Origin of the sequence: Streptomyces sp. LHD-70 (assembly GCF_031157275.1) — a bacterium.
In the GTDB taxonomy this organism is placed as follows: domain Bacteria; phylum Actinomycetota; class Actinomycetes; order Streptomycetales; family Streptomycetaceae; genus Streptomyces.
This window is the reverse complement of sequence record NZ_JAVIFW010000001.1, coordinates 158,428-180,759: the sequence shown is the minus strand read 5'-3', so window position 1 is coordinate 180,759 and position 22,332 is coordinate 158,428. Positions and strand designations below refer to the sequence as shown.

The window sequence follows — 22,332 nt, the reverse complement described above, 5'->3', positions numbered from 1 at the left end:
CAGCCGTCACCGCCCGTTGAACGCGTCCTTCAACCGATGGAACAGCCCCTGCTGCCCCGGCTGGAACTGGCCCGTGGGCCGTTCCTCGCCGCGGGCCTTGGCGAGCTCGCGCAGGATCCGCTCCTGCTCCGGGTCCAGCTTGGTCGGCGTGGTGACCTCGACGTGCACGATGAGGTCGCCTCGGCCGCCGCCGCGCAGGTGCGTGATGCCGCGGCCGTGCAGCGGGACCGACTGGCCGGACTGCGTGCCCGGCCGGATGTCGATCTCCTCCATGCCGTCGAGCGTCTCCAGCGGCACCTTCGTGCCGAGGGCCGCCGCCGTCATCGGGATGGTGACCGTGCAGTGCAGGTCGTCGCCGCGGCGCTGGAAGACCGGGTGCGGGAGTTCGTGGATCTCGACGTAGAGGTCACCGGCGGGGCCGCCGCCGGGGCCGACCTCGCCCTCGCCTGCGAGCTGGATCCGCGTGCCGTTGTCCACACCGGCCGGAATCTTGACCGTGAGGGTGCGACGGGAGCGGATCCGGCCGTCGCCCGCGCACTCGGGGCACGGGGTCGGGACGACGGTGCCGAAGCCCTGGCACTGCGGGCAGGGGCGCGAGGTCATGACCTGGCCCAGGAAGGACCGGGTGACCTGCGAGACCTCACCGCGGCCGCGGCACATGTCACAGGTCTGCGCCGAGGTGCCGGGAGCGGCGCCCTCGCCTGAGCACGTCGTACAGACGACGGCCGTGTCGACCTGGATGTCCTTCGTCGTGCCGAAGGCCGCCTCGTCCAGCTCGATCTCGAGCCGGATCATCGCGTCCTGGCCGCGCCGGGTGCGCGAGCGCGGGCCGCGCTGGGACGCCGTACCGAAGAACGCGTCCATGATGTCCGAGAAGTTCCCGAACCCGCCCTGGCCGAAGCCGCCGGCGCCTCCGCCGCCGCTCTGCGACAGGGGGTCACCGCCGAGGTCGTAGACCTGCTTCTTCTGCGGGTCCGACAACACCTCGTAGGCGGCGTTGATCTCCTTGAAGCGCTCTTGCGTCTTCGGATCGGGATTGACGTCCGGGTGCAGCTCGCGGGCGAGCCTCCGGAAGGCCTTCTTGATCTCGTCCTGGGAAGCGTCGCGGCGCACGCCAAGAGTGGCGTAGTAGTCCGTGGCCACTTACGACTCCGCCAGGATCTGTCCGACGTAACGTGCCACTGCGCGTACTGCTCCCATCGTTCCGGGGTAGTCCATGCGGGTCGGTCCGACCACGCCGAGCTTGGCGACTGCTTCGCCGCCCGAACCGTAGCCGACCGAGACGACGGACGTGGAGTTGAGGCCCTCGTGGGCGTTCTCGTGCCCGATGCGTACGGTCATGCCCGAATCCTCGGCCTCGCCGAGCAGCTTGAGGAGCACGACCTGCTCCTCAAGGGCTTCGAGCACCGGCCGGATCACGAGCGGGAAATCGTGCCCGAAGCGGGTGAGATTGGCGGTGCCGCCGATCATCAGCCGCTCCTCGGTCTCCTCGACGAGGGTTTCGAGGAGGGTCGCGAGAACGGTCGAGACGGTGCCGCGGTCGTCCGTCTCGAAGGACTCGGGCAGGTCCTGCACCAGCTGCGGTACGTCGGAGAAACGGCGCCCCGCGACCCGGCTGTTGAGCCGGGCCCGCAGATCCGCGAGCGCGGTCTCGCCGAACGGTGCCGGGCAGTCCACGTGCCGCTGCTCGACCCGGCCGGTGTCGGTGATCACCACCAGCATCAGCCGCGCGGGCGCGAGCGCGAGCAGCTCGACATGGCGCACCGTGGACCGCGTCAGGGACGGGTACTGCACCACGGCGACCTGCCGGGTCAGCTGCGCGAGCAGCCGGACCGTACGGCCCACGACGTCGTCGAGGTCGACGGCGCCGTCGAGGAAGTTCTGGATCGCGCGGCGCTCGGCACCGGAGAGCGGCTTGACGCCCGCGAGCTTGTCGACGAAGAGGCGGTACCCCTTGTCGGTGGGGATGCGCCCGGCGCTGGTGTGCGGCTGGGCGATGAAGCCCTCTTCCTCCAGGGCCGCCATGTCGTTGCGCACGGTGGCCGGGGAGACGCCGAGGCTGTGCCGCTCGGTGAGCGCCTTGGAGCCGACGGGCTCCTCGGTGCCGACGTAGTCCTGGACGATGGCGCGCAGCACCTCAAGTCTGCGTTCACTCAGCATGCGCACACACCTCCCTGCCCTCGTCCCCGCAGCGTCCGTCTCGCCGACCGCTTGGCACTCAACACAGCAGAGTGCCAGCATTTCACCGGCCCAGTGTACGGCCGTGGGGTACTCCCGCGGCAAGGGTGGGTGCGGTGCGCCCGCGCAGCCCCGCGCGGGCGGGGTTAGCGTCTCCGTATGCGGTTGACTTGGGAAGAGCCGTACGCGTCCGAGTGGGAGCGGTTGTCCCCGTATGCGGCGCGCCGCCGCCTCCCCCGCTGGGACTGCACGGCGGGCCTGGTCGCGGGTGAGCACGCGGCGCTCCTGGTCGACGCGGGGTCGTCGCTGCGGGAGGGCGCGGAGCTGCGCCGGCAGGCCGAGGCGCTCCTCGGCGGGAGGCGTGTGACGCATCTCGCGCTCACGCACCCCCACTTCGACCATGTCCTGGGCGCGGCCGCGTTCTCCGGAGTCGAGGTGTTCGGCGCGGTCGGCGTCGACGGCGTCCTGACGCGCGGCCGCGACGAGCTGGCCGCGGACGCGGTACGGCACGGCCTGGACGCGCGCGCGGCGGGCGAGGCCGCCGATCTCCTGGTCCGCCCGCACCATCCGGTGTGCGGCGAGTGGACGCTCGACCTGGGCGGGGTGCAGGTGCTGCTCGCCAATGTCGGCCCCGGTCACACAGGTCACGATCTGGCGGTCCTGGTGTCGGGTTCGGGCGGCTCCCCGGAGATCGTGTTCTGCGGCGATCTGGTCGAGGAGTCCGGCGACCCGCAGGCGGGCCCGGACGCGATGCCCGCCCAGTGGCCGCACGCCCTGGACCGGCTGCTGGACCTGGGCGGGGAGGGCGCGGTGTACGTGCCGGGGCACGGTTCGGTGGTGAACGCGGCGTTTGTCCGTGAGCAACGGGCCACGCTGGCCGCGCTGTTCGGCGTGTCGTAGTCGCCCCACCCCGGCTTCTCTTATCGTCTGCCGAATGCTCCCACCCGTCTCCCGCCACCGCCCCTCCAACGAGGGCCCTTCGGGCCCGCAGCGCCGTTTGTACAGCCCCGATCTCACGCCCCCGTGGAAGAAGCCGAAGCCGGTGCCGGAGGTGGCGGCGGAACGCGATCTGGTCGTCGAGGAGGTCACCACCGGGTTCTGCGGTGCGGTGATCGGCTGCGAGGCGGGCACGGTCACGCTGGAGGACCGCTTCGGCAAGCACCGCGTCTTCCCGCTCGAACCGCGCGGCTTCCTCCTGGAGGGCCGGGTGGTGACCCTGGTCCGCCCTGCCGCGTCGACTCCGGTACGTCCCACCCGTACCGCCTCCGGTTCGGTCGCCGTCCCCGGTGCTCGGGCCCGGGTCGCGCGGGCCGGCCGGATCTACGTCGAGGGGCGGCACGACGCGGAGCTGGTCGAGAAGGTGTGGGGCGACGACCTGCGGATCGAGGGCGTGGTCGTGGAGTACCTGGAGGGTGTCGACGACCTCCCCGCCATCGTCGCCGAGTTCGCCCCGGACGCGGACGCACGCCTGGGGGTCCTGGTCGACCACCTGGTCCCCGGCTCGAAGGAGTCCCGCATCGCGGCGTCGGTGAGCAGCGAGCACGCGCTGGTGGTGGGCCACCCGTACATCGACATCTGGGAGGCCGTGAAGCCCTCCGCGCTCGGCATCGCGGGGTGGCCCCGCGTGCCCCGGGGCCAGGACTGGAAGACGGGCGTCTGCGAGGCCCTGGGCTGGCCGTCGTCCAACACCGGGGCGGTGTGGCAGGCGATTCTGGGGCGGGTCTCGTCGTACCGGGATCTGGAGCCTGAACTCCTGGGGCGGGTGGAGGAGTTGATCGATTTCGTGACGGTGCCGGTGGAGTAGGGGCGGAGTCATTCTTCTCCCCTACCCGCCCCTCCCCGAAAGTCCTGCGGACAGCCACGGGGGCCAGCCCCCAGACCCCGCTCCTCAAACGCCGGAGGGCTGATAATTCAGCCCCTCCGGCGTTTGAGGAGCGGGGTCTGGGGCGGAGCCCCAGTACGGGAAGGGGCGGGTAGGGGAAAGAATCCAGCCGTCAGTCGACCAGGTCCCGCACCACCCCGTCCGCCAGCAGCCGCCCCCGCAGGGTGAGCACGGCCTGCCCCGCCCCGTACGGAGCCTGCTCCAGGAGCCCGTCCCCCAGCGCCCGCCGCGAGGCAGCGAGACCGTCCGGACGGAGCAGGGACAGCGGAGCCCCCTCCCGCAGCCGGAGTTCGAGCAGCACCCGCTCGACCCGCCGGTCCTCCGAGGACAGCAGCTCCCGACCGGCCCCCGGCGAACCCCCGGCCACCAGCGCCTGCGCATACGCGCCCGGATGCTTGACGTTCCACCACCGCACGCCCCCGACGTGCGAGTGCGCGCCCGGTCCCGCGCCCCACCAGTCCGCGCCGCGCCAGTACAGCTCGTTGTGCAGGCAGCGGGCGGCGTCCGTGGTGGCCCAGTTGGACACCTCGTACCAGGAGAATCCCGCCTCGGCGAGCAGTGAGTCGGCGATCAGGTAGCGGTCGGCGTGCACGTCGTCGTCGGTCATCGGGACCTCGCCGCGGCGGATGCGGCGGGCCAGCTGGGTGCCCTCCTCGACGATCAGGGCGTACGCCGAGACATGGTCGGGGCCGGCGCCGATCGCGGCTTCGAGGGAGGCCCGCCAGTCGTCGTCGGACTCGCCGGGCGTGCCGTAGATCAGGTCGAGGTTGACGTGCTCGAAGCCGGCCGCGCGGGCCTCGGCGACGCAGGCCTCGGGGCGGCCCGGGGTGTGCGTGCGGTCGAGGACCTTCAGGACGTGCTGCCGGGCGCTCTGCATGCCGAACGAGACCCGGTTGAACCCGCCCTCGCGCAGCTCCGTGAGGTACGCCGGGTCGACGGATTCCGGGTTGGCCTCGGTCGTGACCTCGGCGTCGGGGGCGAGACCGAACTCCGCGCGCAGTGCGCCGAGGACCCGGACGAGATCGGCCGCGGGCAGGAGCGTGGGCGTGCCGCCGCCGACGAAGACCGTGCGGACCGCGCGCGGGTCGTCGCCGAGGACCTTGCGGGCGAGGCGGATCTCCTCGATCAGGTGGTCCGCGTAGTTGTCCCGCGAGGCCAGGGCGCCCTCGGGACCGCGCAGCTCGCTCGCGGTGTAGGTGTTGAAGTCGCAGTACCCGCAGCGGGTCGCGCAGTACGGGACGTGCAGATAGAACCCGAGGGGGCGGGCTGCCGCCTCGGCCAGGGCGTGCGCGGGCAGCGCCCCGTCGAAGGGCACGGGCTCACCATCGGGGAGTACGGAGGGCATGGGGTCCATTGTCCCGTACCGCCGCCGGAAGCCGGTCCGCCTGTGGATAACTCCCGACCGGGGCTCACTGCGCCTGGAGGACGAGCAGCGCGAGGTCGTCGTCCGGCGGCTCGGCGGAGAACTCGTGCACGAGGTGCCGGATCCGTTCCGCGACGTGCAGGGCGCTGAGGCCGGTGCAGGTGGCGAGGGCGTCCGCGAGCCCGTCGCCGTCGTCGAACTGGCTGGGCCCGTCCCGGCGTTCGGTGACGCCGTCGGTGACGAGGAGCAGCGTCTCGCCGCGGCGCAGCAGGAAGGTCTCGCCGGTGTACGTCGCGTCGTCAAGGACGCCGAGGATCACCTGCGGTTCGGCGACGGCACGGACGCGGCCCTCGGGGTCGAGGACCAGCGGGAGCGGGTGGCCGGCGCAGGCCACGGTGCAGCGCACGCCGTCGCCGGTGGGGACGAGCTCGCCGTACAGGACGGAGAGGAAGCGGCTGGGCGAGGCGGTGTCGGGGTGGCCGGTGTGCGGCAGGGCAGTGTGCGGCGAGCCGTGCGTGCCGTGGATCGCGCCGGAGGCGGGCGGGGTGCCCGGCAGGCCGCCCATGCCGGGCAGTCCGGCGGCGGCGACGGCGCGGGCGGCGGCCTCGGCGGCTTCCATGGCGTCGTCGAGCAGGGCCTGGTTGAGGCGGGTGAGGACGTCCCCGACGCTGTACCCCTCGCGGGCGAGCAGCCGCAGCCAGGGGCGGGCGAGGCCGGTGACGACGGCGGCCTCGGGGCCGTTGCCGCAGACGTCGCCGAGGGCGAAGCACCAGCGGCCGTCGCCCGCGGGGAACACGTCGTAGAAATCCCCGCCCGCGAGGCCCTTGTCGCGGGGTTCGTAGACGAGCGCGGTCTGGAGCCCCGGGACCTCGGCGACGGAGCTGGGCAGCAGGCCGCGCTGCAGGACGCGGCTGATGGTGGCCTGCCGGGTGTACTGCCGGGCGGCGCCCACAGCGAGGGCGACGCGGCGGCTGAAGTCCTGCAGCAGACCGGTCACTTCGTCGGGGAAGCGCTGCTGTCCGGCCCGGCCGACGAGCAGTGTGCCGAGGGCACGGCCGCCTGCGACCAGGCGGTGGGCGAGGGCCGTGCCGGTGCTCTCGACGAGCCCTTCGGCGGGCCAGGGCACGGTGACGGGGCCGGAGTGCGGCGGTCCGTGCAGGTGCGGCGGCTCCTTCTCCAGGACGCGGTGCAGCTCCTCGATGCGGTTCTCGCTGCGGTGCCAGACGCGGGCGAGGCGGGGTGCGGAGGCCGGGGGCGCGGTGCGCCGGTCGCCCTCGTCGTCGAGCCAGACCGCGCACCAGTCGGCGATGTGCGGGACGAGCAGCTGCCCGGCGAGGGCGGCGACCAGGTCCTCGTCGAGCTGCCCGGCGAGCAGGTCGGAGGCCTCGGCGAGGAAGGTGACGGCGTCGCGGTGGCCCCAGGCGCCGGGGTCGCGGGCGCGGTCGGAGTCGGGGTCGCCAGGGTCGCGGGGGTGATCCGGGTCACGGTCGTGGTCGTGGGTGTGGTCCAGGTCGCGGGCGCGGTCGTGGGCGAGGAGTTCGGCGGCGCGGAGCCCGCGCTCGGTTGCCTGCTCCCCCGCGTACACCTCCAGCTCCCTCGCCACGTCGACGCCGTCCACGGGCAGCCGCGCCCACACGGTCTTGCTGCCGGTGCGGTACGTGATGCCCCAGGACTCGGAGAGGGAGGCGACGAGGTGGAGGCCGCGGCCGTACTCGGACCCGTCCGCGGTGCGGTCGGTGCTCGCGCCGTGCACGGGGCGGGCCGGGTGGTGGTCGGTGACCTCGACGAGCAGGGAGGCGCCCTCACCCTCGTCGTTCTCCTCCGCGTACTCCAGGCGGCAGAGCACCTCGACGTCGGTCCCGGCGTGCACCACGGCGTTGGTGACGAGTTCGCTGACGAGGACCACGGCGTCGTCGACGAGGCGCTCGGTGATCCCGTCGACGGCGGGCGGAGGGGCGTGTTCCGCCGGGTCGGCGCGTACGGCGGGCTCCGCCCAGTCGGCGAGGGCGGAGCGGACGAAGCGGCGGGCGGCGGCGGGGGCGAGGGAGTTGCCGGTCAGGGTGGTGCGCGCGCAGGGATGGGCCTCCCGTGGGACATGCGGAGGCGACGGGCGGGACTCCGGCGCAGACGAGCCGGTCTCCCGCTGCATTGGAATGAACCCCACGTGCAGCTCCTGAGCGGGTCGGACGGTGTGCTGCCTCAGGCGGCCACGCCAGAGTGACAGACAGAGCCCGCTCATAAGCACCGAGTTACCGAACTAGGCCGCCAAGAGCGCAAACCGTGCTATGCCCGCGCTCCGAAACGATCAATTCCGGACGGAGTGGCACAGCGCGGAGGAGATCATTCCGGAAAACGCCGCCGACACGCGTGGGCGCGGCCCCCGGATCGCATCCGTGGGCCGCGCCCGCTCTCGCACTCCTCAGGGCCGCGCCCGCTCTCGCACCCCTCAGGGCCGCGCGTGCCTACTTCTCCATGGTCCCCGCGTACATCTCGTCGATGAGCCCCTTGTACTCGCGCTCCACGACCGGCCGCTTCAGCTTCAGGCTGGGCGTCAACTCGCCGTGCTCCACGTCGAGATCGCGCGGCAGCAGCCGGAACTTCTTGATGGTCTGCCACTTCTGCAGGCCCTGGTTGAGCTCCCGCACATAGCCGTCGACGAGCGTGACCGTCCGCTGGTCCGCCACGACCTCCGCGTACGACTTCCCGCCCAGGCCCTGCTCCTCGGCCCAGGCGAGGATCGACGGCTCGTCGAGGGCGACCAGGGCGGTGCAGAAGTTCCGGTCGGCGCCGTGCACCAGGATGTTGGAGACGTACGGGCAGACCGCCTTGAACTGGCCCTCGACCTCGGCGGGCGAGATGTACTTGCCGCCGGAGGTCTTGATCAGGTCCTTCTTGCGGTCGGTGATCCGCAGATAGCCGTCGGCCGAGAGCTCGCCGATGTCGCCGGTGTGGAACCAGCCGTCGCTCTCCAGGACTTCACCGGTCTTCTCGGGGAGGCCGTGGTAGCCCTCCATGATGCCGGGGCCGCGCAGCAGGATCTCGCCGTCGTCCGCGATCCGCACCTCGGTGCCGGGCAGCGGCTTGCCGACGGTGCCCGTGCGGTACGCCTCGCCGGGGTTCACGAAGGAGGCGGCGCTGGACTCGGTGAGCCCGTACCCCTCCAGGATGTGGATGCCGGCGCCGGAGAAGAAGTAGCCGATCTCGGGCGCGAGCGCCGCCGAGCCGGAGACGCAGGCGCGCAGGCGACCGCCGAAGGCGTCGCGCAGCTTGCCGTAGACCAGCTTGTCGGCGACGGCGTGCTTGGCGGAGAGCGGGAACGGCGCCGAGGCGTTGCCGGTCCTGCGGAAGTTGTCCTGCGTGACCTTGGCGTACTCGCGGGCCACGCCGGCCGCCCACTGGAAGATCTTGTACGTGGCGCCGCCCCTGGCGCGGGCCTTGGCGGCGACCCCGTTGTAGACCTTCTCGAAGATCCGCGGCACGGCGGCCATGTACGTCGGCTGCACGATCGGCAGATTCTCGATGATCTTGTCGACCCGGCCGTCGACGGCGGTCACGTGCCCGACCTCGATCTGCCCGCTGGTCAGCACCTTGCCGAAGACGTGCGCGAGCGGCAGCCACAGGTACTGCACGTCGTCGGGCCCGACGAGCCCGGTCGCCGCGATGGCCTTCGCCATGTACGACCAGTTGTCGTGCGGAAGCCGCACACCCTTGGGGCGGCCGGTGGTGCCGGAGGTGTAGATCAGCGTCGCGAGCTGGTCCTTGGTGATGTTCCCGATCCGCTCCTTGACGGCCTCGGGGTTCTTCTCCAGGTACGCGGCGCCGCGCGCCTCCAGGTCGGCGAGCGAGAGCACCCAGCCGTCGCCCTCACCGGTCGCGAGCCCGTGGTCGCCGTCGATGACGACGACGTGCTTGAGCTCCGGCAGTTCCGAGCGCCGCTCCCGCGCCTTCGCCAGCTGCGCCTCGTTCTCGGCGATCAGCACCTTGCTGGCGGAGTCGGACAGGATGTACGCGGATTCGTCGGCGTTCGTCGACGAGTACACCGTCGTCGTGGCCGCGCCCGCGCAGAGGATCGCGAGGTCGGCGAGGATCCACTCGACCCGGGTGTCGGAGGCGAGCGCCACCCGCTCCTCGGGCTCGATGCCGAGGTCGATCAGGCCGGCCGCGATCGCGAACACCCGCTCGGCGGCCTGGCCCCAGCTCAGGGACTTCCAGTCGTCGGGGCCGCTGCCGGAGGCCGACGGCACCGGATAGCGGTAGGCCTCGGCGTCCGGCGTGGCCGCAACGCGCTCAAGGAAGAGGCTCGCCACGGAGGGCGGACGGTTCTCGATCTGTGTCTGTGTGTCGCTCACGACATCCTCCGGGCCCGCGACAGTGCTTGCGTCTGTTGGCGTGCGTCTGCTTGGGGGGCGGTTGTTTAACTAGCGAGTAACCTTCGAGCAGTGATCAGAGTAGAGCGCCCGCGCCCGCCACGTAAGGGGCTACGACCTCTCACTTTCAACAGAACGCGGCAGGGCGCACGGGGGTGACGGGGCGAGACTCACGCGCATGACAAAGGCCCGCCGCGCGAGCCGCGCGACGGGCCTGTGCCCAGCCTCCCCGGAGATTCCGCTTCCGGGCTGCTTCCGGGTTCCTTCCGGCCTACTTCTTCTTCGACGGGCCCTCGTCGCTGGAGAGCACGGCGATGAAGGCCTCCTGCGGCACCTCGACGGAGCCGACCATCTTCATCCGCTTCTTGCCTTCCTTCTGCTTCTCGAGCAGCTTCCGCTTACGGGAGATGTCACCGCCGTAGCACTTGGCGAGGACGTCCTTGCGGATGGCGCGGATGGTCTCGCGGGCGATGACCCGCGAACCGATGGCGGCCTGCACGGGCACCTCGAACGCCTGCCTCGGGATGAGCTCCCGCAGCTTGGCGACGAGCCGCACTCCGTACGCGTACGCCTGGTCCTTGTGCGTCACGGCGGAGAAGGCGTCGACCTTGTCGCCGTGCAGCAGGATGTCGACCTTGACGAGCTGCGCGGACTGCTCGCCGGTGGGCTCGTAGTCCAGGGAGGCGTAGCCACGGGTCTTGGACTTCAGCTGGTCGAAGAAGTCGAAGACGATCTCCGCGAGCGGCAGGGTGTAGCGGATCTCGACGCGGTCCTCGGAGAGGTAGTCCATGCCGAGCAGCACACCGCGCCGGTTCTGGCACAGCTCCATGATCGAGCCGATGAACTCGGACGGCGCGAGGATCGTGGCGCGTACGACCGGCTCGAAGACCTGGTCGATCTTGCCCTCGGGGAACTCGCTCGGGTTGGTGACCGTGTGCTCGACGCCGTCCTCCATGATCACGCGGTAGACCACGTTGGGGGCGGTGGCGATCAGGTCGAGGCCGAACTCGCGCTCCAGGCGCTCCCGGATCACGTCCAGGTGCAGCAGGCCGAGGAAGCCGACGCGGAAGCCGAAGCCGAGCGCGGCCGAGGTCTCCGGCTCGTAGACGAGGGCGGCGTCGTTGAGCTGCAGCTTGTCGAGGGCCTCGCGCAGGTCCGGGTACTCCGAGCCGTCCAGCGGGTAGAGCCCCGAGAACACCATCGGCTTCGGGTCCTTGTACCCGCCGAGCGCCTCGGTGGCGCCCTTGTGCAGGGTGGTGATCGTGTCACCGACCTTGGACTGGCGGACGTCCTTCACACCGGTGATCAGGTAGCCCACCTCACCGACCGCGAGGCCGTCGGCGGGCAGCATCTCCGGGGAGTTCGTGCCGATCTCGAGCAGCTCGTGGGTGGCGCCGGTGGACATCATCCGGATCCGCTCACGCTTGTTGAGCTGGCCGTCGATGACCCTGACGTACGTGACCACACCGCGGTACGAGTCGTAGACCGAGTCGAAGATCATCGCGCGGGCGGGGGCGTCCTGGACGCCGACCGGGGCCGGGACGTCGTTGACCACGCGGTCGAGCAGCGCCTCGACGCCGAGGCCGGTCTTGGCGGACACCTTCAGGACGTCGTCGGGCTCGCAGCCGACCAGGTTCGCGAGCTCCTCGGCGAACTTCTCCGGCTGCGCGGCCGGCAGGTCGATCTTGTTGAGCACCGGGATGATCTTGAGGTCGTTCTCCATCGCCAGGTAGAGGTTGGCGAGGGTCTGCGCCTCGATGCCCTGGGCCGCGTCGACGAGGAGGATCGTCCCCTCACAGGCGGCGAGCGAGCGCGAGACCTCGTAGGTGAAGTCCACGTGGCCGGGAGTGTCGATCATGTTGAGGATGTGGGTCTTGTCCTGACCCTCACCCTCGGTGGGCGCCCAGGGCAGGCGGACCGCCTGGGACTTGATGGTGATGCCGCGCTCGCGCTCGATGTCCATCCGGTCGAGGTACTGAGCGCGCATCTGCCGCTGCTCGACCACACCGGTCAGCTGGAGCATCCGGTCGGCGAGCGTGGACTTGCCGTGGTCGATGTGCGCGATGATGCAGAAATTGCGGATCAACGCCGGGTCGGTACGGCTCGGCTGAGGCACATTCGTAGGGGTCGCGGGCACGCAGGGTCCTGATTCTTGAGACGTCTGCAGCTCTCTGCAGCCACGGGTCGGATCGTTACGTAGCCTCCATCGTCCCATGAGCGGCGAAGAAGGCTCGGTTTGGGCCGCCGGGAGGGGCGCTGGTAGCCTGGTCAGCTGTGTCTCGCGTGCCCTCTCAGCGTGTGAGGCACTCCCTCGGTCTCCTGGCTCGTCCTGCCCGCGGTCTTCGGCTTGCGGGTGTGGCTGTCGCCGGGTGGCCGCCGTAAGAATCATCGAACCTGAAAAGGCTCTTTCGTGGCGAACATCAAGTCCCAGATCAAGCGGAACAAGACGAACGAGAAGGCGCGCCTGCGCAACAAGGCCGTCAAGTCCTCGCTCAAGACCGCGATCCGTAAGACCCGTGAGGCTGCCGCCGCGGGTGACGTCGAGAAGGCCACTGCGGCCCTGCGCGACGCCAACCGCAAGCTGGACAAGGCCGTCTCGAAGGGCGTCCTCCACAAGAACAACGCCGCCAACAAGAAGTCGGCGCTTGCCACCAAGGTCGCCGCCCTCCAGGGCTGACACTTGATTTGATCGCCGGGACGGACCCCGAGCGGGCCCTCTCATCCGCTCCCGCCCGGCACCCCGGATCCGCACGCGGCCTGCGTTCGCCACGCGGGTGCGGATCCAGAAGCTTCAACCGGAGACCCCGTTGATCGCCCTTCCCCAGGGCGGTTGGCGGGGTTTTTGGGTTCTTGGCTTCACCTTCAGCCCGCCCCACAGCTTCACCTTTCAGCCCCCACACACAAACCCCCGCCTCAGCGCCGCGACCGCGCCGCCCGAGCAATCGTGACGACCGCCTTCTCCAGCGCGTACTCCGGATCGTCCCCGCCCCCCTTCACCCCCGCGTCCGCCTCCGCGACCGCCTGCAGCGCCACCGCGACGCCGTCCGGCGTCCAGCCGCGCATCTGCTGCCGCACGCGGTCGATCTTCCAGGGCGGCATACCGAGTTCACGGGCCAGGTCCGCGGGACGGCCGCCGCGCGCGGAGGACAACTTGCCGATGGCGCGCACCCCTTGGGCCAGCGCACTGGTGATCAGCACGGGCGCGACCCCGGTCGCGAGGGACCAGCGCAGCGCTTCGAGCGCCTCGGCCGCCCTGCCCTCCACGGCCCGGTCGGCGACGGTGAAGCTGGAGGCCTCGGCCCGGCCTGTGTAGTACCGGCCGACCACCGCCTCGTCGATCGTCCCCTCGACGTCCGCCGTCAGCTGCGTCACCGCGGAGGCCAGCTCCCGCAGATCGCTGCCGATCGCGTCCACCAGGGCCTGGCACGCCTCCGGCGTCGCGGACCGGCCGAGCGTCCGGAACTCGGCCCGTACGAACGCGAGTCGGTCCGCCGGCTTCGTCATCTTGGGGCAGGCCACCTCGCGGGCGCCCGCCTTGCGCGCGGCGTCGAGGAGGCCCTTGCCCTTCGCCGCTCCGGCGTGCAGCAGGACGAGGGTGATCTCCTCGACCGGCGCCCCGAAGTACGCCTTCACGTCCTTGATCGTGTCCGCCGAGAGGTCCTGCGCATTGCGTACGACCACGACCTTGCGCTCGGCGAACAGCGACGGGCTGGTCAACTCGGCGAGCGTGCCCGGCTGGAGCTGGTCGGGCGCGAGGTCACGCACGTCCGTGTCGGAGTCGGCGGCCCGGGCGGCGGCCACCACCTGCTGCACGGCGCGGTCGAGCAGCAGGTCCTCCTGGCCCACGGCGATCGTGACGGGGGCGAGCGGATTGTCGTTTGCGGGTTTCGTGGCCATCGCGGTCAAGGATCCCACGCGCCACTGACAACGCCGGACGAGCGGCCCCGCCGGGGGTGGACGCCATGACCTGAAGGCGGCTCAGGCAGTGGTGTCCGAAGTCGTTTCGGGTTTCGTGTGGAGGATCTCGCGGGCCTGGTCAGCGGCGCGGGAGATGCTCTCGGAGACGAAGTCGATGAAGCGGGCGATGTTCTCCAGGCGGGCGGCGGCCGGGGTGTCGGGGCCGAGGATGCCGACGCCCTGCCGGGCCACCTCGCCGAGGTGGGCGGCGGCACGGGCACTGGCCATCGTGGACTGGTACATGACGTCGTCGTCGACGACGTAGCGTTCGCGGCGGCGTTCGTCGCGTTCCCGGCGGATGAGGCCCTGGCTTTCAAGGAACGTGACCGCCTTCGAGACGGATGCCGGGCTGATCTGCAGGCGCCCCGCGAGCTCGGAGGCGGTGAGGCTGCCGGCGTCGGTGGTGTAGAGGCAGGCCAGCACCCTGGCCGTCATCCTGGGCAGGCCCGACTGCATGAAGACGGTGGTGAACGTCTCCTCGTACTCGCGTACCGCTTCGGCATCGCGCCCGTGCGCCTGCGGGCGCGTGTCCGGGTCCCGGGGGGCGGCCTTTCTGCGGCGGTGCGCGCGGTGTTCGGTGGCGCGGTGGGCGAGGTCGGCGCGGTAGGCGGTCGGGCCGCCGTTGCGCATCACCTCACGCGTGACCGTCGAGGTCGGACGGTCGAGACGCCTGCCGATCTCCGCGTAGGCGAGCCCGTCGGCCAGCCCCAGGGCGATCTGCCGGCGTTCCTGCTGCGTGAGCCTGCCTCCTGGCATCGCGGTCTCCTTCGTGATCCGGATCCGTGGAGCCTCCAGATTAGCGTTCACTTTCAATTCATTGCAACGACGCGAGTCGCGGTTGTTGCATTAGATTCCAAAACCATTGCAACGATTACAGCGCAACTGCCTGCAATGACTGCGATTTTGCGCAACGAGCTGATTGCCGCATCCATAAATGCAACGTAGCTTTTCCATCATCGGAAACAGCGAGCGAAGGAAACTACGATGCAGAAGTTCGACACCCCCGCCCCCGTGGCCGCCGTCCTCGACATCCCCGTCGGCCGCATCCAGTTCATCGCCGCCGACCGGACCGACACCGCGGTCGAGGTGCTCCCCGCCAACGCCGCCAAGAGCCGCGACGTGAAGGCGGCGGAGCAGACCGAGGTCACCTACGGCGACGGCGTCCTGCGGATCAAGGCCCCCGAGGCGAAGAACCAGATCTTCGGCGCTTCCGGGTCCATCGAGGTGACCGTCCAACTGCCCAGCGGCTCCCGCGTCGAAGCGACGGCGGCGGCCGCCGAGTTCCGGGGCGTCGGACGGCTCGGCGACGTCTCCCTCGAGAGCGCCCAGGGCTCGGTCAAGCTCGACGAGGCCGCGAGTGCCCGCCTGACCCTCCAGTCCGGCGACATCTCGGTCGGCCGCCTCGGCGGCCCCGCACAGATCAGCACCCAGAAGGGCGACCTCCACATCACCGAGGCCGTACTCGGCGCGGTCACGCTGCGCACCGAGTCCGGCGAGATCTCGGTCGGCGCCGCCCGCGGAGTCTCCGCCTCCCTGGACGCCGGCACTTCCTACGGCCGCATCCACAACGCGCTCAAGAACGCCGACGGCGCCGACGCCGCCCTGACCATCCACGCGACCACCGCCCACGGCGACATCAGCGCCCGCAGCCTCTGAGAGTCCGCGGCGATCCTGTCCCGTCAGTTGAGTCCCGTCACCGTTCCGAAGGAGCACACCACCATGTCGAACTCCCTTACCGACCAGGACCGCCCGGAGCTGCAGAAGGTCATCGAGGACATGGCCGAGTCCGGTTTCACCGGGGTGACGATGCGCGTGCACGACGAGCAAGGCGAGTGGGTCGGCAGCGCCGGGGTGCGCAAGCTGGGCGAGACCGCGAAGCCCTCGGCCGACGGGCACGTCCGGATCGGCAGCAACACCAAGACCTTCACCGCGACCGTGGTGCTGCAACTGGTGTCCGAGGGCTCGATCGAGCTGGACGCCCAAGTGGCCGACCATCTGCCCGAGTTCGGCCTCGACCCGCGGATCACGGTGCGGATGCTCCTGCAGCACACCAGCGGGGTGTTCAACTTCACCGGCGAGTACTACGACGACGGGACGGTCGCGCCGGGCATCCCCGCCACGACCGCGGGCCAGGAGTGGGTGGACGACCGGTTCAAGACCTACCGGCCGGAAGAGCTGGTACGGCTGGCGCTGTCCAAGCCGGCACGGTTCGAGCCGGGAACGGACTGGAGCTACTCCAACACCAACTACGTACTGGCCAGGCTGCTGATCGAGAAGGTCACCGGCCGCTCGCTCGCCGCGGAGATGCAGCGGCTGATCCTGGGGCCGCTCGGGATGTCGGACACCCTGATGCCGGAGACCGACCCGGAGATCCCCGAACCGCACATCCACGCCTACTACCGGTACGAGGACGGCGGCCGGGAGCAGACGGTCGACGTCACCCGCCAGAACCCCTCCTGGATCTCCACCGGCGGCGACATGATCTCCACGACCCGGGACCTCCACACGTTCATCTCCGCGCTGATGGGCGGCAGGCTCCTGCCTCCCCCGCTCCTGGCCGAGATGTGCAAGCCGCATCCCAAAGTCGGCTACGGACTGGGGGTGTTCGTGCAGAGCGCGGGCGACAACGGCGCCACCGTCATCACCCACAACGGCGGCATGGCGGGCCACGCGGCGCTGATGTACAGCACGCCCGACGGCAGCAAGACCCTGACCGCCGCGCTGAACTACGTCGACGACGCCGCACTGTCCATGGCGGCGGCGTTCCACCAGGCGACGCAGCGGCTGGTCGGGGAGGTGTTCGGCGGCGGGCAGGCCGGAGCGGGCGACGCGGCAGCTCTCCCGGCCGAGCCGACTCCGTAGACAGGGTGACCGAGTCGGCGTCGCGGACCCGCCCAGGCCAACCCGGCTCGATTCCCCTTGGCCGCCGCCCGCCCCTGCGACTCCCGTCGGGGGGGGGAGGAGGGCGGCTTGGGCGTTGCTTCGGGTCGGGCCGGGCTGGGCGGAGGGGGGGCGTTCGGGTCGGGTCGGGTCGGGCCGGGTCTGGCTGGGCGGATCGGGTCGGGTCGGGCTGGGCTGGGCTGGGCCGGGTCGGGCTGGGCTGGGCTGGGCGGATCGGGCCGGGTCGGGTCGGGCCGGGCTGGGCGGATCGGGCCGGGTCGGGCCGGGCCAGGGCGGGTCGAGCCGGATCCGGTTGGTGGTCACCCGGCCTAGGGCTCTTCGCGCCAGCCCTCCCACTCGGCCGCGAACTCGTCCAGCGCCGCCGGGTCCAGGCGCTCCCGGGTGTCCTCCAGGACCAGCAGCCACTGTGCGTCCTCGGCATCGTCCTCACCGGCCAGGGCGTCCCGTACGAGCTGGGGCTCCTTGGTGACCGGGAAGCGTTCGGCCAGCGCCTCGGCCGCTTCCTCGGCGGCGTCACGGTCGGGCAGGACCAGCACATGTCTCACATCGCTCACGAGCAACATTGTCCTGGTCCGCCGCCGTGCCCCGTTCCCGCCCCTGCGGACCGGCCGGACCGGAGCGGCTCAGCCCTGGGGGACGTTCTGCACGTCGAGGTCGATCTTGATGCTCGGGCCGACCACCGCGATGCCCTTGGCCAGCATCGTCTGCCAACTCACCGTGAAGTCGTCGCGGTGCAGCTCGGTCGTGGCGCGGCAGGCGGCGCGGGTCTCGCCCTCCATGCCGCTGCCGGTGCCCAGGTACTCGGTGTCGAGTGTGACCGTGCGCGTCACCCCGTGCAGCGTGAGCGCGCCCGTCACGGCCCAACGGTTGCCGCCGCGGTGCACGAAGCGGTCGCTGTAGAACTCCAGCGTCGGGAACTGCGCGACGTCCAGGAAGTCGCCGGACCGCAGATGGTCGTCACGCATCTTGGCGTTCGTGTCGATGGAGGCCGTGTCGATGGAGGCCGTGTCGATCACGATGTGCATGGCGGACTGCTCCATGCGCTCCGCTATCCGTATCGCACCCGCGAAGTTGTTGAACCGGCCGTGGATGCGCGCCAGTCCGATGTGCCGGGCCGTGAACGCGATCGAGGAGTGCCTGGGCTCCATCTCCCACTCGCCGGGCTGCGGCAGCGGCGCCGGTGCCGCGAGCTGCAGCGTCAGGTCGCCGATCGCCGCGTGCCGGCCCTCGGTCACGGTCGCGCTGCCGCGGTACGGCGTATACACCTCGGCCGACACCGCGATGCGGTACTCCCCCGCGGGCACCGTCGCCACGAACGAGCCGTACGGGTCCGCCCCTCCCGCCACGACCTTCCTGCCCTGCGCGTCCGAGATCGTGAACTCCGCCTGCCGCAACGGCTCGTCGACCGGGTCGAGGACCCGGCAGCTGACCATCCCCCCGCTGGGCGGCACCGGCAACCACGACGCGGAACCCGCGGAACCACCGCCGCTCGCCCGGTTCTTACGGTTCTCCAGCCAGCGGCCGAACATGGACAGCAGCTCTGATTGCGCTATGGACCTGCGGTGCGGAGCGGACGCACCGGTTGACGTGCGATGGGTGCCGTACGACGTCCTGCAGACGGCCTGCGCGGGCTTCGACGCGGCACACGTATCGCGAGCCCGCGGACTCATGGTGATCACACGGTGACCGTTCGGGGCGGTCGAGCGCGCGATCGTTCCGTAGGGCTGGATAACTCCCCCCATCGAAGGTCCATTCGACCATTACTGCGGCTTTCGGGGCAACACGGCCTCATCCCTCACCACACACTCCCGTTCAGTCGGGCGCCCGTTCGGTTCAGTCGGGCAGTTCTCCTTCAATGTCCCGGCCTGCCGTCCTCCTTCGACGGCGTGGCCCTTAGATCGGGGCCGGTGCCCGTCACGGCGACCGAGCCATGCACGTCGGTACGGAGTACGAGCGCGCCCCTCGATCTCAGTGCGGCGAGCGTGCCGGGTGCCGGATGCCCGTACCCGTTGTCCCTGCCTGCCGAGATCAGGGCCAGGCGCGGGTCGAGCCGGCGCATCAACTCCGGGTCCTGGTAGGCCGAGCCGTGGTGGGCGACCTTCAGCACGTCTACCGGCGGCAGTCGCGGCAGGGTGCGCAACAGGGCCTGCTGGGCGGGCGGTTCCAGGTCACCGGGCAGCAGCAGCTTCAGACCGGCCACCTCCACGAGCAGCGTCACACTCGCGTCGTTGGGCCCCTCGGGCTCGGGACGCGGACCCGGGCCGATCGGCGGCCACACCACCCTCCAGCGCAACGGCCCCGCACGACGACGCTCACCCGCCACCGCCCGCACCACCGGAACGTCCCGCGCGGCGGCCTCCGCCTTCACGAACTCCGCCCGCTCCTGCGGCACTTCGAGCGGTGTCGTCTGGATCAGCCCCACCTCCCGTCCGCGGAGTGCCCCCGGCAGGCCCGTCACATGGTCCGCGTGGAAGTGCGTGAGCAGCACCAACGGGATTCGCGTCACGCCGAGTGCGCTCAGGCACCTGTCCACAAGGGCGGGGTCCGGCCCCGCGTCGACCAGGACCGCCTCCCCCGGCCCGGTCGCCAGCACCGTGGCATCGCCCTGCCCCACGTCGCACATCACCAGCCTCCAACCCGACGGCGGCCAGCCCGAGATCACCCGGGTGAGCGGCGCCGGACGGACCACGGCGAGCAGGAACAGCAGAGCGAACACCCCGACCGTCGCCGGATGCCCGAGCACCCTCCGCCCCGACCCCCGTGCCAGCCGACCGGCCAGCACCACCGCGCACACCGTGACCCCCGCGAGCAACGCCCCGCCGCGCCACCCGCCGGGCCAGTCGACACCCGCCCCCGGCAGCGCCGCACCCCTCCTCGCCACTTCGGCGATCCACTCCACCGGCCAACTAGCCACCCAGCACAGTCCTTTGGCGAGCGGCAGCGAGACCGGTGCCAGGGCGAGCGCGGCGAATCCGAGCACGGTCGCCGGCGCCACCGCCAGCTCGGCGAGCAGATTGCACGGCACCGCCACCAGGCTGACGCGAGCCGCCAGCACAGCCACGACGGGCGCGCAGACTGCCTGCGCCGCGAGCGCCGCGGCCAGCGCATCGGCCACCCTGCCCGGAACCCGTCTGCGCCGTAGTGCGGCACCCCACCGTGGCGCCAGCGTCAGCAGCGCGCCGGTGGCGAGCACCGACAACACGAAGCCGTAACTCCGCGCCAGCCACGGGTCGTAGAGCACCAGGAGCAGTACGGCTGCCGCGAGGGCCGGGATCAGCGAGCGGCGGCGCCCCGTGCCGACGGCGACCAGCACGATGAACCCGCAGGCCGCTGCTCGCAGCACGCTCGGATCGGGTCTGCACACCACGACGAACGCCAGCGTGAGCGCTCCGCCGAGCAGAGCCGTGCCTCTGAGCGAGATGCCCAGGCGTGGCGCCAGCCCCCCACGCTCCGCCCTCATCGCTCGGCCGGGTGGGCCGGTGAGCAGGATGAGGACGATGGTCAGGTTGCTCCCCGACACCGCGAGGAGATGGGTGAGATCGGTGGCCCGGAAGGCCTCGTCCAACTCCTCGGTGACGCGTCCGGTGTCCCCGACGACCAGGCCCGGCAGCAGGGCGCGGGCGTCCGGCGTGAGGCCTTCGGTCGCCGCCCGCAGCCCCGCCCGCAGCTTTCCGGCGGTGCGCTGCAGGGCACTCGGCCCCTGGACGGCTCGCGGCGCCTGGCCGCCCGGCACCCGTACGACCGCCGCGATCCGGTCCCCGTCCCGCATCGGCGGCGCGAGCCGGGCGTCCACACGCAGCCTCGTGGAGGGCAGGAGGGCACGCCAGGGGGAGCTCTCGCGTACGCCCTTCTCCTCCTGCTCCGCGTCGACCTCCCCCTTCCCCGCTCGCCCTGCGTCGGCCTCTCGGGCGAGGAGCAGGACCGGCGTACGGGTCTCCGTGACCTGCCCGGCCGACGTGGTGACCTCGATGACGTCTGCCTCGACCGCCGTACCAGGCGGCAGAGTCCTGGCACCCGCCGCGCGCGCCCGGATCGGGCGTGGATCCGCCGTCACCTCCAACTCGACCGTGGCGTGGGCGTATTCGCGCGCCAGCGCGGGGACGGGACCGCGATACAGGTCTGCGGTGTGCAGCGCGGTCGAGCCGAGGGCCGCGGCGGCGCAGAGGAGCGTCATGGCCACGGCGACGCGGCCCGACCGCATCACACCGGACGGCCCCGGCCGGATCAGACCGGACCGCCCCGGCCCCATCGCACCCGACGCCCGCGCGGTGTCCGAACGCCGCCGCCCGCTCCCCGACCGGGGTGAGCGCCTCGGCCGCCGCACCCTGAGCACTTCCGCGCACAGCACGCCCACCGCCGTCACCGCACACAGCGTGAGCGCCAGGACCGTCCACCCGCCGGAGTCACCGAGCGCCACTCCCGCCGCCGCCCATGCCGCCAGCGCAGGCGGGACGAGACGCAGGTCCGCCGGGCCTTCCGGCCGTCGCCCCGAGGCCTGCACCCGGCGGCCTGTCGCATCCACCTGGCGGGGCTCGCTGCCGCGCACCGCCTCCTGCTCCCCGTTGGGCTCGGACGCGGCGCGAACTGCCGCGCGAATCATGGCCGTACGGCGTTCTTCAGGTCCGCGAAGCGTCGCTCGCCGATGCCGTTCACCTCACGGAGTTCGTCGATGGAGCGGAAGCCGCCGTGCTGAGTGCGGTAATCGACGATGTGCTGGGCCAGCACCGGGCCCACTCCCGGAAGCGTGTCCAGCTGTTCGACCGTGGCCGTGTTGAGGCTGACCGGAGCTGTTCCCGCCCCTGCCCCAGGACCGGCACCTGCGGCCCCGCTGCCCGAGCCCGAGGAGCCCGATGACGTGGCTCCGGTGGATGCCGATCCCCCTCCCCCAGCCGCGCCGGGTGCCGCCGGCACACCGACGACGACCTGTTCGCCGTCCATCAGGAGCCGCGCCCGGTTGAGACCGGCGACGTCCACTCCCCGGCGTACCCCGCCGGCGGCCTTCAGCGCGTCGGCGACCCTGGCGCCCGCCGGCAAGCGGTGGATCCCCGGGCTGCGCACCTTGCCGCTGACATCCACGACGATCCGGCCTCCGGAGGCTCCCGGCCCACCTGTGGCACCTGCGGCACCTGCGGTCTCCTGTCCCCCTGCTCCGACCGCCCCGACCGCCCCGGGCTCCGTCACGGACGCACCCGGCGACGGGGCGGGCACCGTCGCCTCGCCCACCGCCTCCGGTGCGCGTACCGATCGCGGCTCGCCGGACCAGAAGTGGTGCACGGCAAAACCGACTGCGACCACCAGCACCACGGCAAGGGCGATCAGACTCCGGCGTTCGACGCCACACCTCAACTGCAGCCACAGCGGCAGACGTTCACGCACGGCGAGCCGCAGACGCTCTCGCCGGGGCTGCTCCCGGGCATCCGACTCAGCCTCCGGCCAGTCCGGCTGAACCAGCCCGCCCGACGGAACTGGCCCGTCCGGCTGATCCGGTCCACCCGGCTCCGGCTGATCCGGTCCACCCCGCGCCTCCTCCACGCGCGTCCTCGGCCCACGCCTGCCCGCACCTCCAGCCGCATCCGCCGCATCCGCCGCATCCGCCTGATCCTCAACGATCGCCGCCCGCAACCCGCCCGGCGGGACAGGCCGCAGCTCGGACGGCAGAGAGGCCGGAAGGGACGACGGCAGAG

Annotated in this window: 17 protein-coding genes; 5 read left to right on the top strand and 12 right to left on the bottom strand. The window is 71.6% G+C overall.

Features of this window, described 5'->3' with window-relative positions:
- Positions 1-6: 6 nt before the first annotated feature.
- Together dnaJ and hrcA are read right to left on the bottom strand one after the other, a co-directional pair.
- The gene (gene dnaJ / locus RCO28_RS00750; RefSeq protein ID WP_308938920.1) at positions 7-1,143 is read right to left on the bottom strand and encodes a molecular chaperone DnaJ; all 1,137 of its coding nucleotides are present in this window, start codon (positions 1,141-1,143) and stop codon (positions 7-9) included.
- Positions 1,144-2,160 carry a heat-inducible transcriptional repressor HrcA gene (hrcA, locus tag RCO28_RS00745; RefSeq protein WP_308938919.1) on the bottom strand — a complete coding sequence of 339 codons (1,017 nt, stop codon included), beginning with the start codon at positions 2,158-2,160 and terminating at the stop codon, positions 1,144-1,146.
- A gap of 177 nt (positions 2,161-2,337) precedes the next feature.
- Here hrcA and RCO28_RS00740 point away from each other — a divergent pair, with 177 nt between their 5' ends.
- The gene (locus RCO28_RS00740; protein ID WP_308938918.1) at positions 2,338-3,078 is read left to right on the top strand and encodes an MBL fold metallo-hydrolase; all 741 of its coding nucleotides are present in this window, start codon (positions 2,338-2,340) and stop codon (positions 3,076-3,078) included.
- A 34-nt stretch (positions 3,079-3,112) separates the two neighbouring features.
- Complete coding sequence (locus RCO28_RS00735; RefSeq protein ID WP_308938917.1) at positions 3,113-3,982, top strand: DUF3097 domain-containing protein; 870 nt, start codon at positions 3,113-3,115, stop codon at positions 3,980-3,982.
- A gap of 190 nt (positions 3,983-4,172) precedes the next feature.
- Here RCO28_RS00735 and hemW read toward each other — a convergent pair whose 3' ends face one another.
- The 4 genes from hemW to lepA all read right to left on the bottom strand — a co-directional run bounded on the left by hemW (position 4,173) and on the right by lepA (position 11,927).
- Complete coding sequence (hemW, locus tag RCO28_RS00730; RefSeq protein ID WP_308938916.1) at positions 4,173-5,405, bottom strand: radical SAM family heme chaperone HemW; 1,233 nt, start codon at positions 5,403-5,405, stop codon at positions 4,173-4,175.
- Between the two features lie 64 nt (positions 5,406-5,469).
- On the bottom strand, positions 5,470-7,587 hold the full coding sequence (locus tag RCO28_RS00725; protein ID WP_308938915.1) for a SpoIIE family protein phosphatase: 2,118 nt from the start codon (positions 7,585-7,587) through the stop codon (positions 5,470-5,472).
- A gap of 298 nt (positions 7,588-7,885) precedes the next feature.
- The gene (locus RCO28_RS00720; protein WP_308938914.1) at positions 7,886-9,772 is read right to left on the bottom strand and encodes a long-chain fatty acid--CoA ligase; all 1,887 of its coding nucleotides are present in this window, start codon (positions 9,770-9,772) and stop codon (positions 7,886-7,888) included.
- Between the two features lie 289 nt (positions 9,773-10,061).
- A complete protein-coding gene (lepA, locus tag RCO28_RS00715; protein ID WP_308938913.1) occupies positions 10,062-11,927 on the bottom strand; it encodes a translation elongation factor 4 in 1,866 nt (621 codons plus the stop codon).
- A gap of 273 nt (positions 11,928-12,200) precedes the next feature.
- Here lepA and rpsT point away from each other — a divergent pair, with 273 nt between their 5' ends.
- A complete protein-coding gene (rpsT, locus tag RCO28_RS00710; protein ID WP_308938912.1) occupies positions 12,201-12,467 on the top strand; it encodes a 30S ribosomal protein S20 in 267 nt (88 codons plus the stop codon).
- Positions 12,468-12,703: 236 nt separating this feature from the next.
- Here rpsT and holA read toward each other — a convergent pair whose 3' ends face one another.
- Positions 12,704-13,687, bottom strand: coding sequence for a DNA polymerase III subunit delta (gene holA / locus RCO28_RS00705; RefSeq protein WP_308938911.1), 984 nt, complete (start codon positions 13,685-13,687; stop codon positions 12,704-12,706).
- Positions 13,688-13,768: 81 nt separating this feature from the next.
- Positions 13,769-14,503, bottom strand: a complete 735-nt coding sequence (locus tag RCO28_RS00700; protein WP_308938910.1) for a helix-turn-helix domain-containing protein — start codon at positions 14,501-14,503, stop codon at positions 13,769-13,771.
- Between the two features lie 228 nt (positions 14,504-14,731).
- On the opposite strand from RCO28_RS00700, the gene RCO28_RS00695 reads away from it, so the two are divergent.
- Together RCO28_RS00695 and RCO28_RS00690 are read left to right on the top strand one after the other, a co-directional pair.
- On the top strand, positions 14,732-15,403 hold the full coding sequence (locus RCO28_RS00695) for a DUF4097 family beta strand repeat-containing protein (protein WP_308938909.1): 672 nt from the start codon (positions 14,732-14,734) through the stop codon (positions 15,401-15,403).
- Between the two features lie 63 nt (positions 15,404-15,466).
- A complete protein-coding gene (locus RCO28_RS00690) occupies positions 15,467-16,609 on the top strand; it encodes a serine hydrolase domain-containing protein (protein ID WP_308938908.1) in 1,143 nt (380 codons plus the stop codon).
- 347 nt (positions 16,610-16,956) lie between these two features.
- Here the strand turns inward: RCO28_RS00690 and RCO28_RS00685 are convergent, their stop codons facing one another.
- From RCO28_RS00685 to RCO28_RS39280, 4 genes are all read right to left on the bottom strand, one after another.
- Positions 16,957-17,202, bottom strand: coding sequence for a hypothetical protein (locus RCO28_RS00685; RefSeq protein ID WP_308938907.1), 246 nt, complete (start codon positions 17,200-17,202; stop codon positions 16,957-16,959).
- A 69-nt stretch (positions 17,203-17,271) separates the two neighbouring features.
- Positions 17,272-18,177, bottom strand: coding sequence for a YceI family protein (locus tag RCO28_RS00680; RefSeq protein ID WP_308938906.1), 906 nt, complete (start codon positions 18,175-18,177; stop codon positions 17,272-17,274).
- Positions 18,178-18,500: 323 nt separating this feature from the next.
- A complete protein-coding gene (locus tag RCO28_RS00675) occupies positions 18,501-21,248 on the bottom strand; it encodes a ComEC/Rec2 family competence protein (RefSeq protein ID WP_308938905.1) in 2,748 nt (915 codons plus the stop codon).
- Positions 21,245-22,024, bottom strand: a complete 780-nt coding sequence (locus RCO28_RS39280; RefSeq protein WP_374991067.1) for a helix-hairpin-helix domain-containing protein — start codon at positions 22,022-22,024, stop codon at positions 21,245-21,247. The genes RCO28_RS00675 and RCO28_RS39280 overlap by 4 nt, the downstream gene beginning before the upstream one ends.
- Between the last annotated feature and the right edge of the window lie 308 nt (positions 22,025-22,332).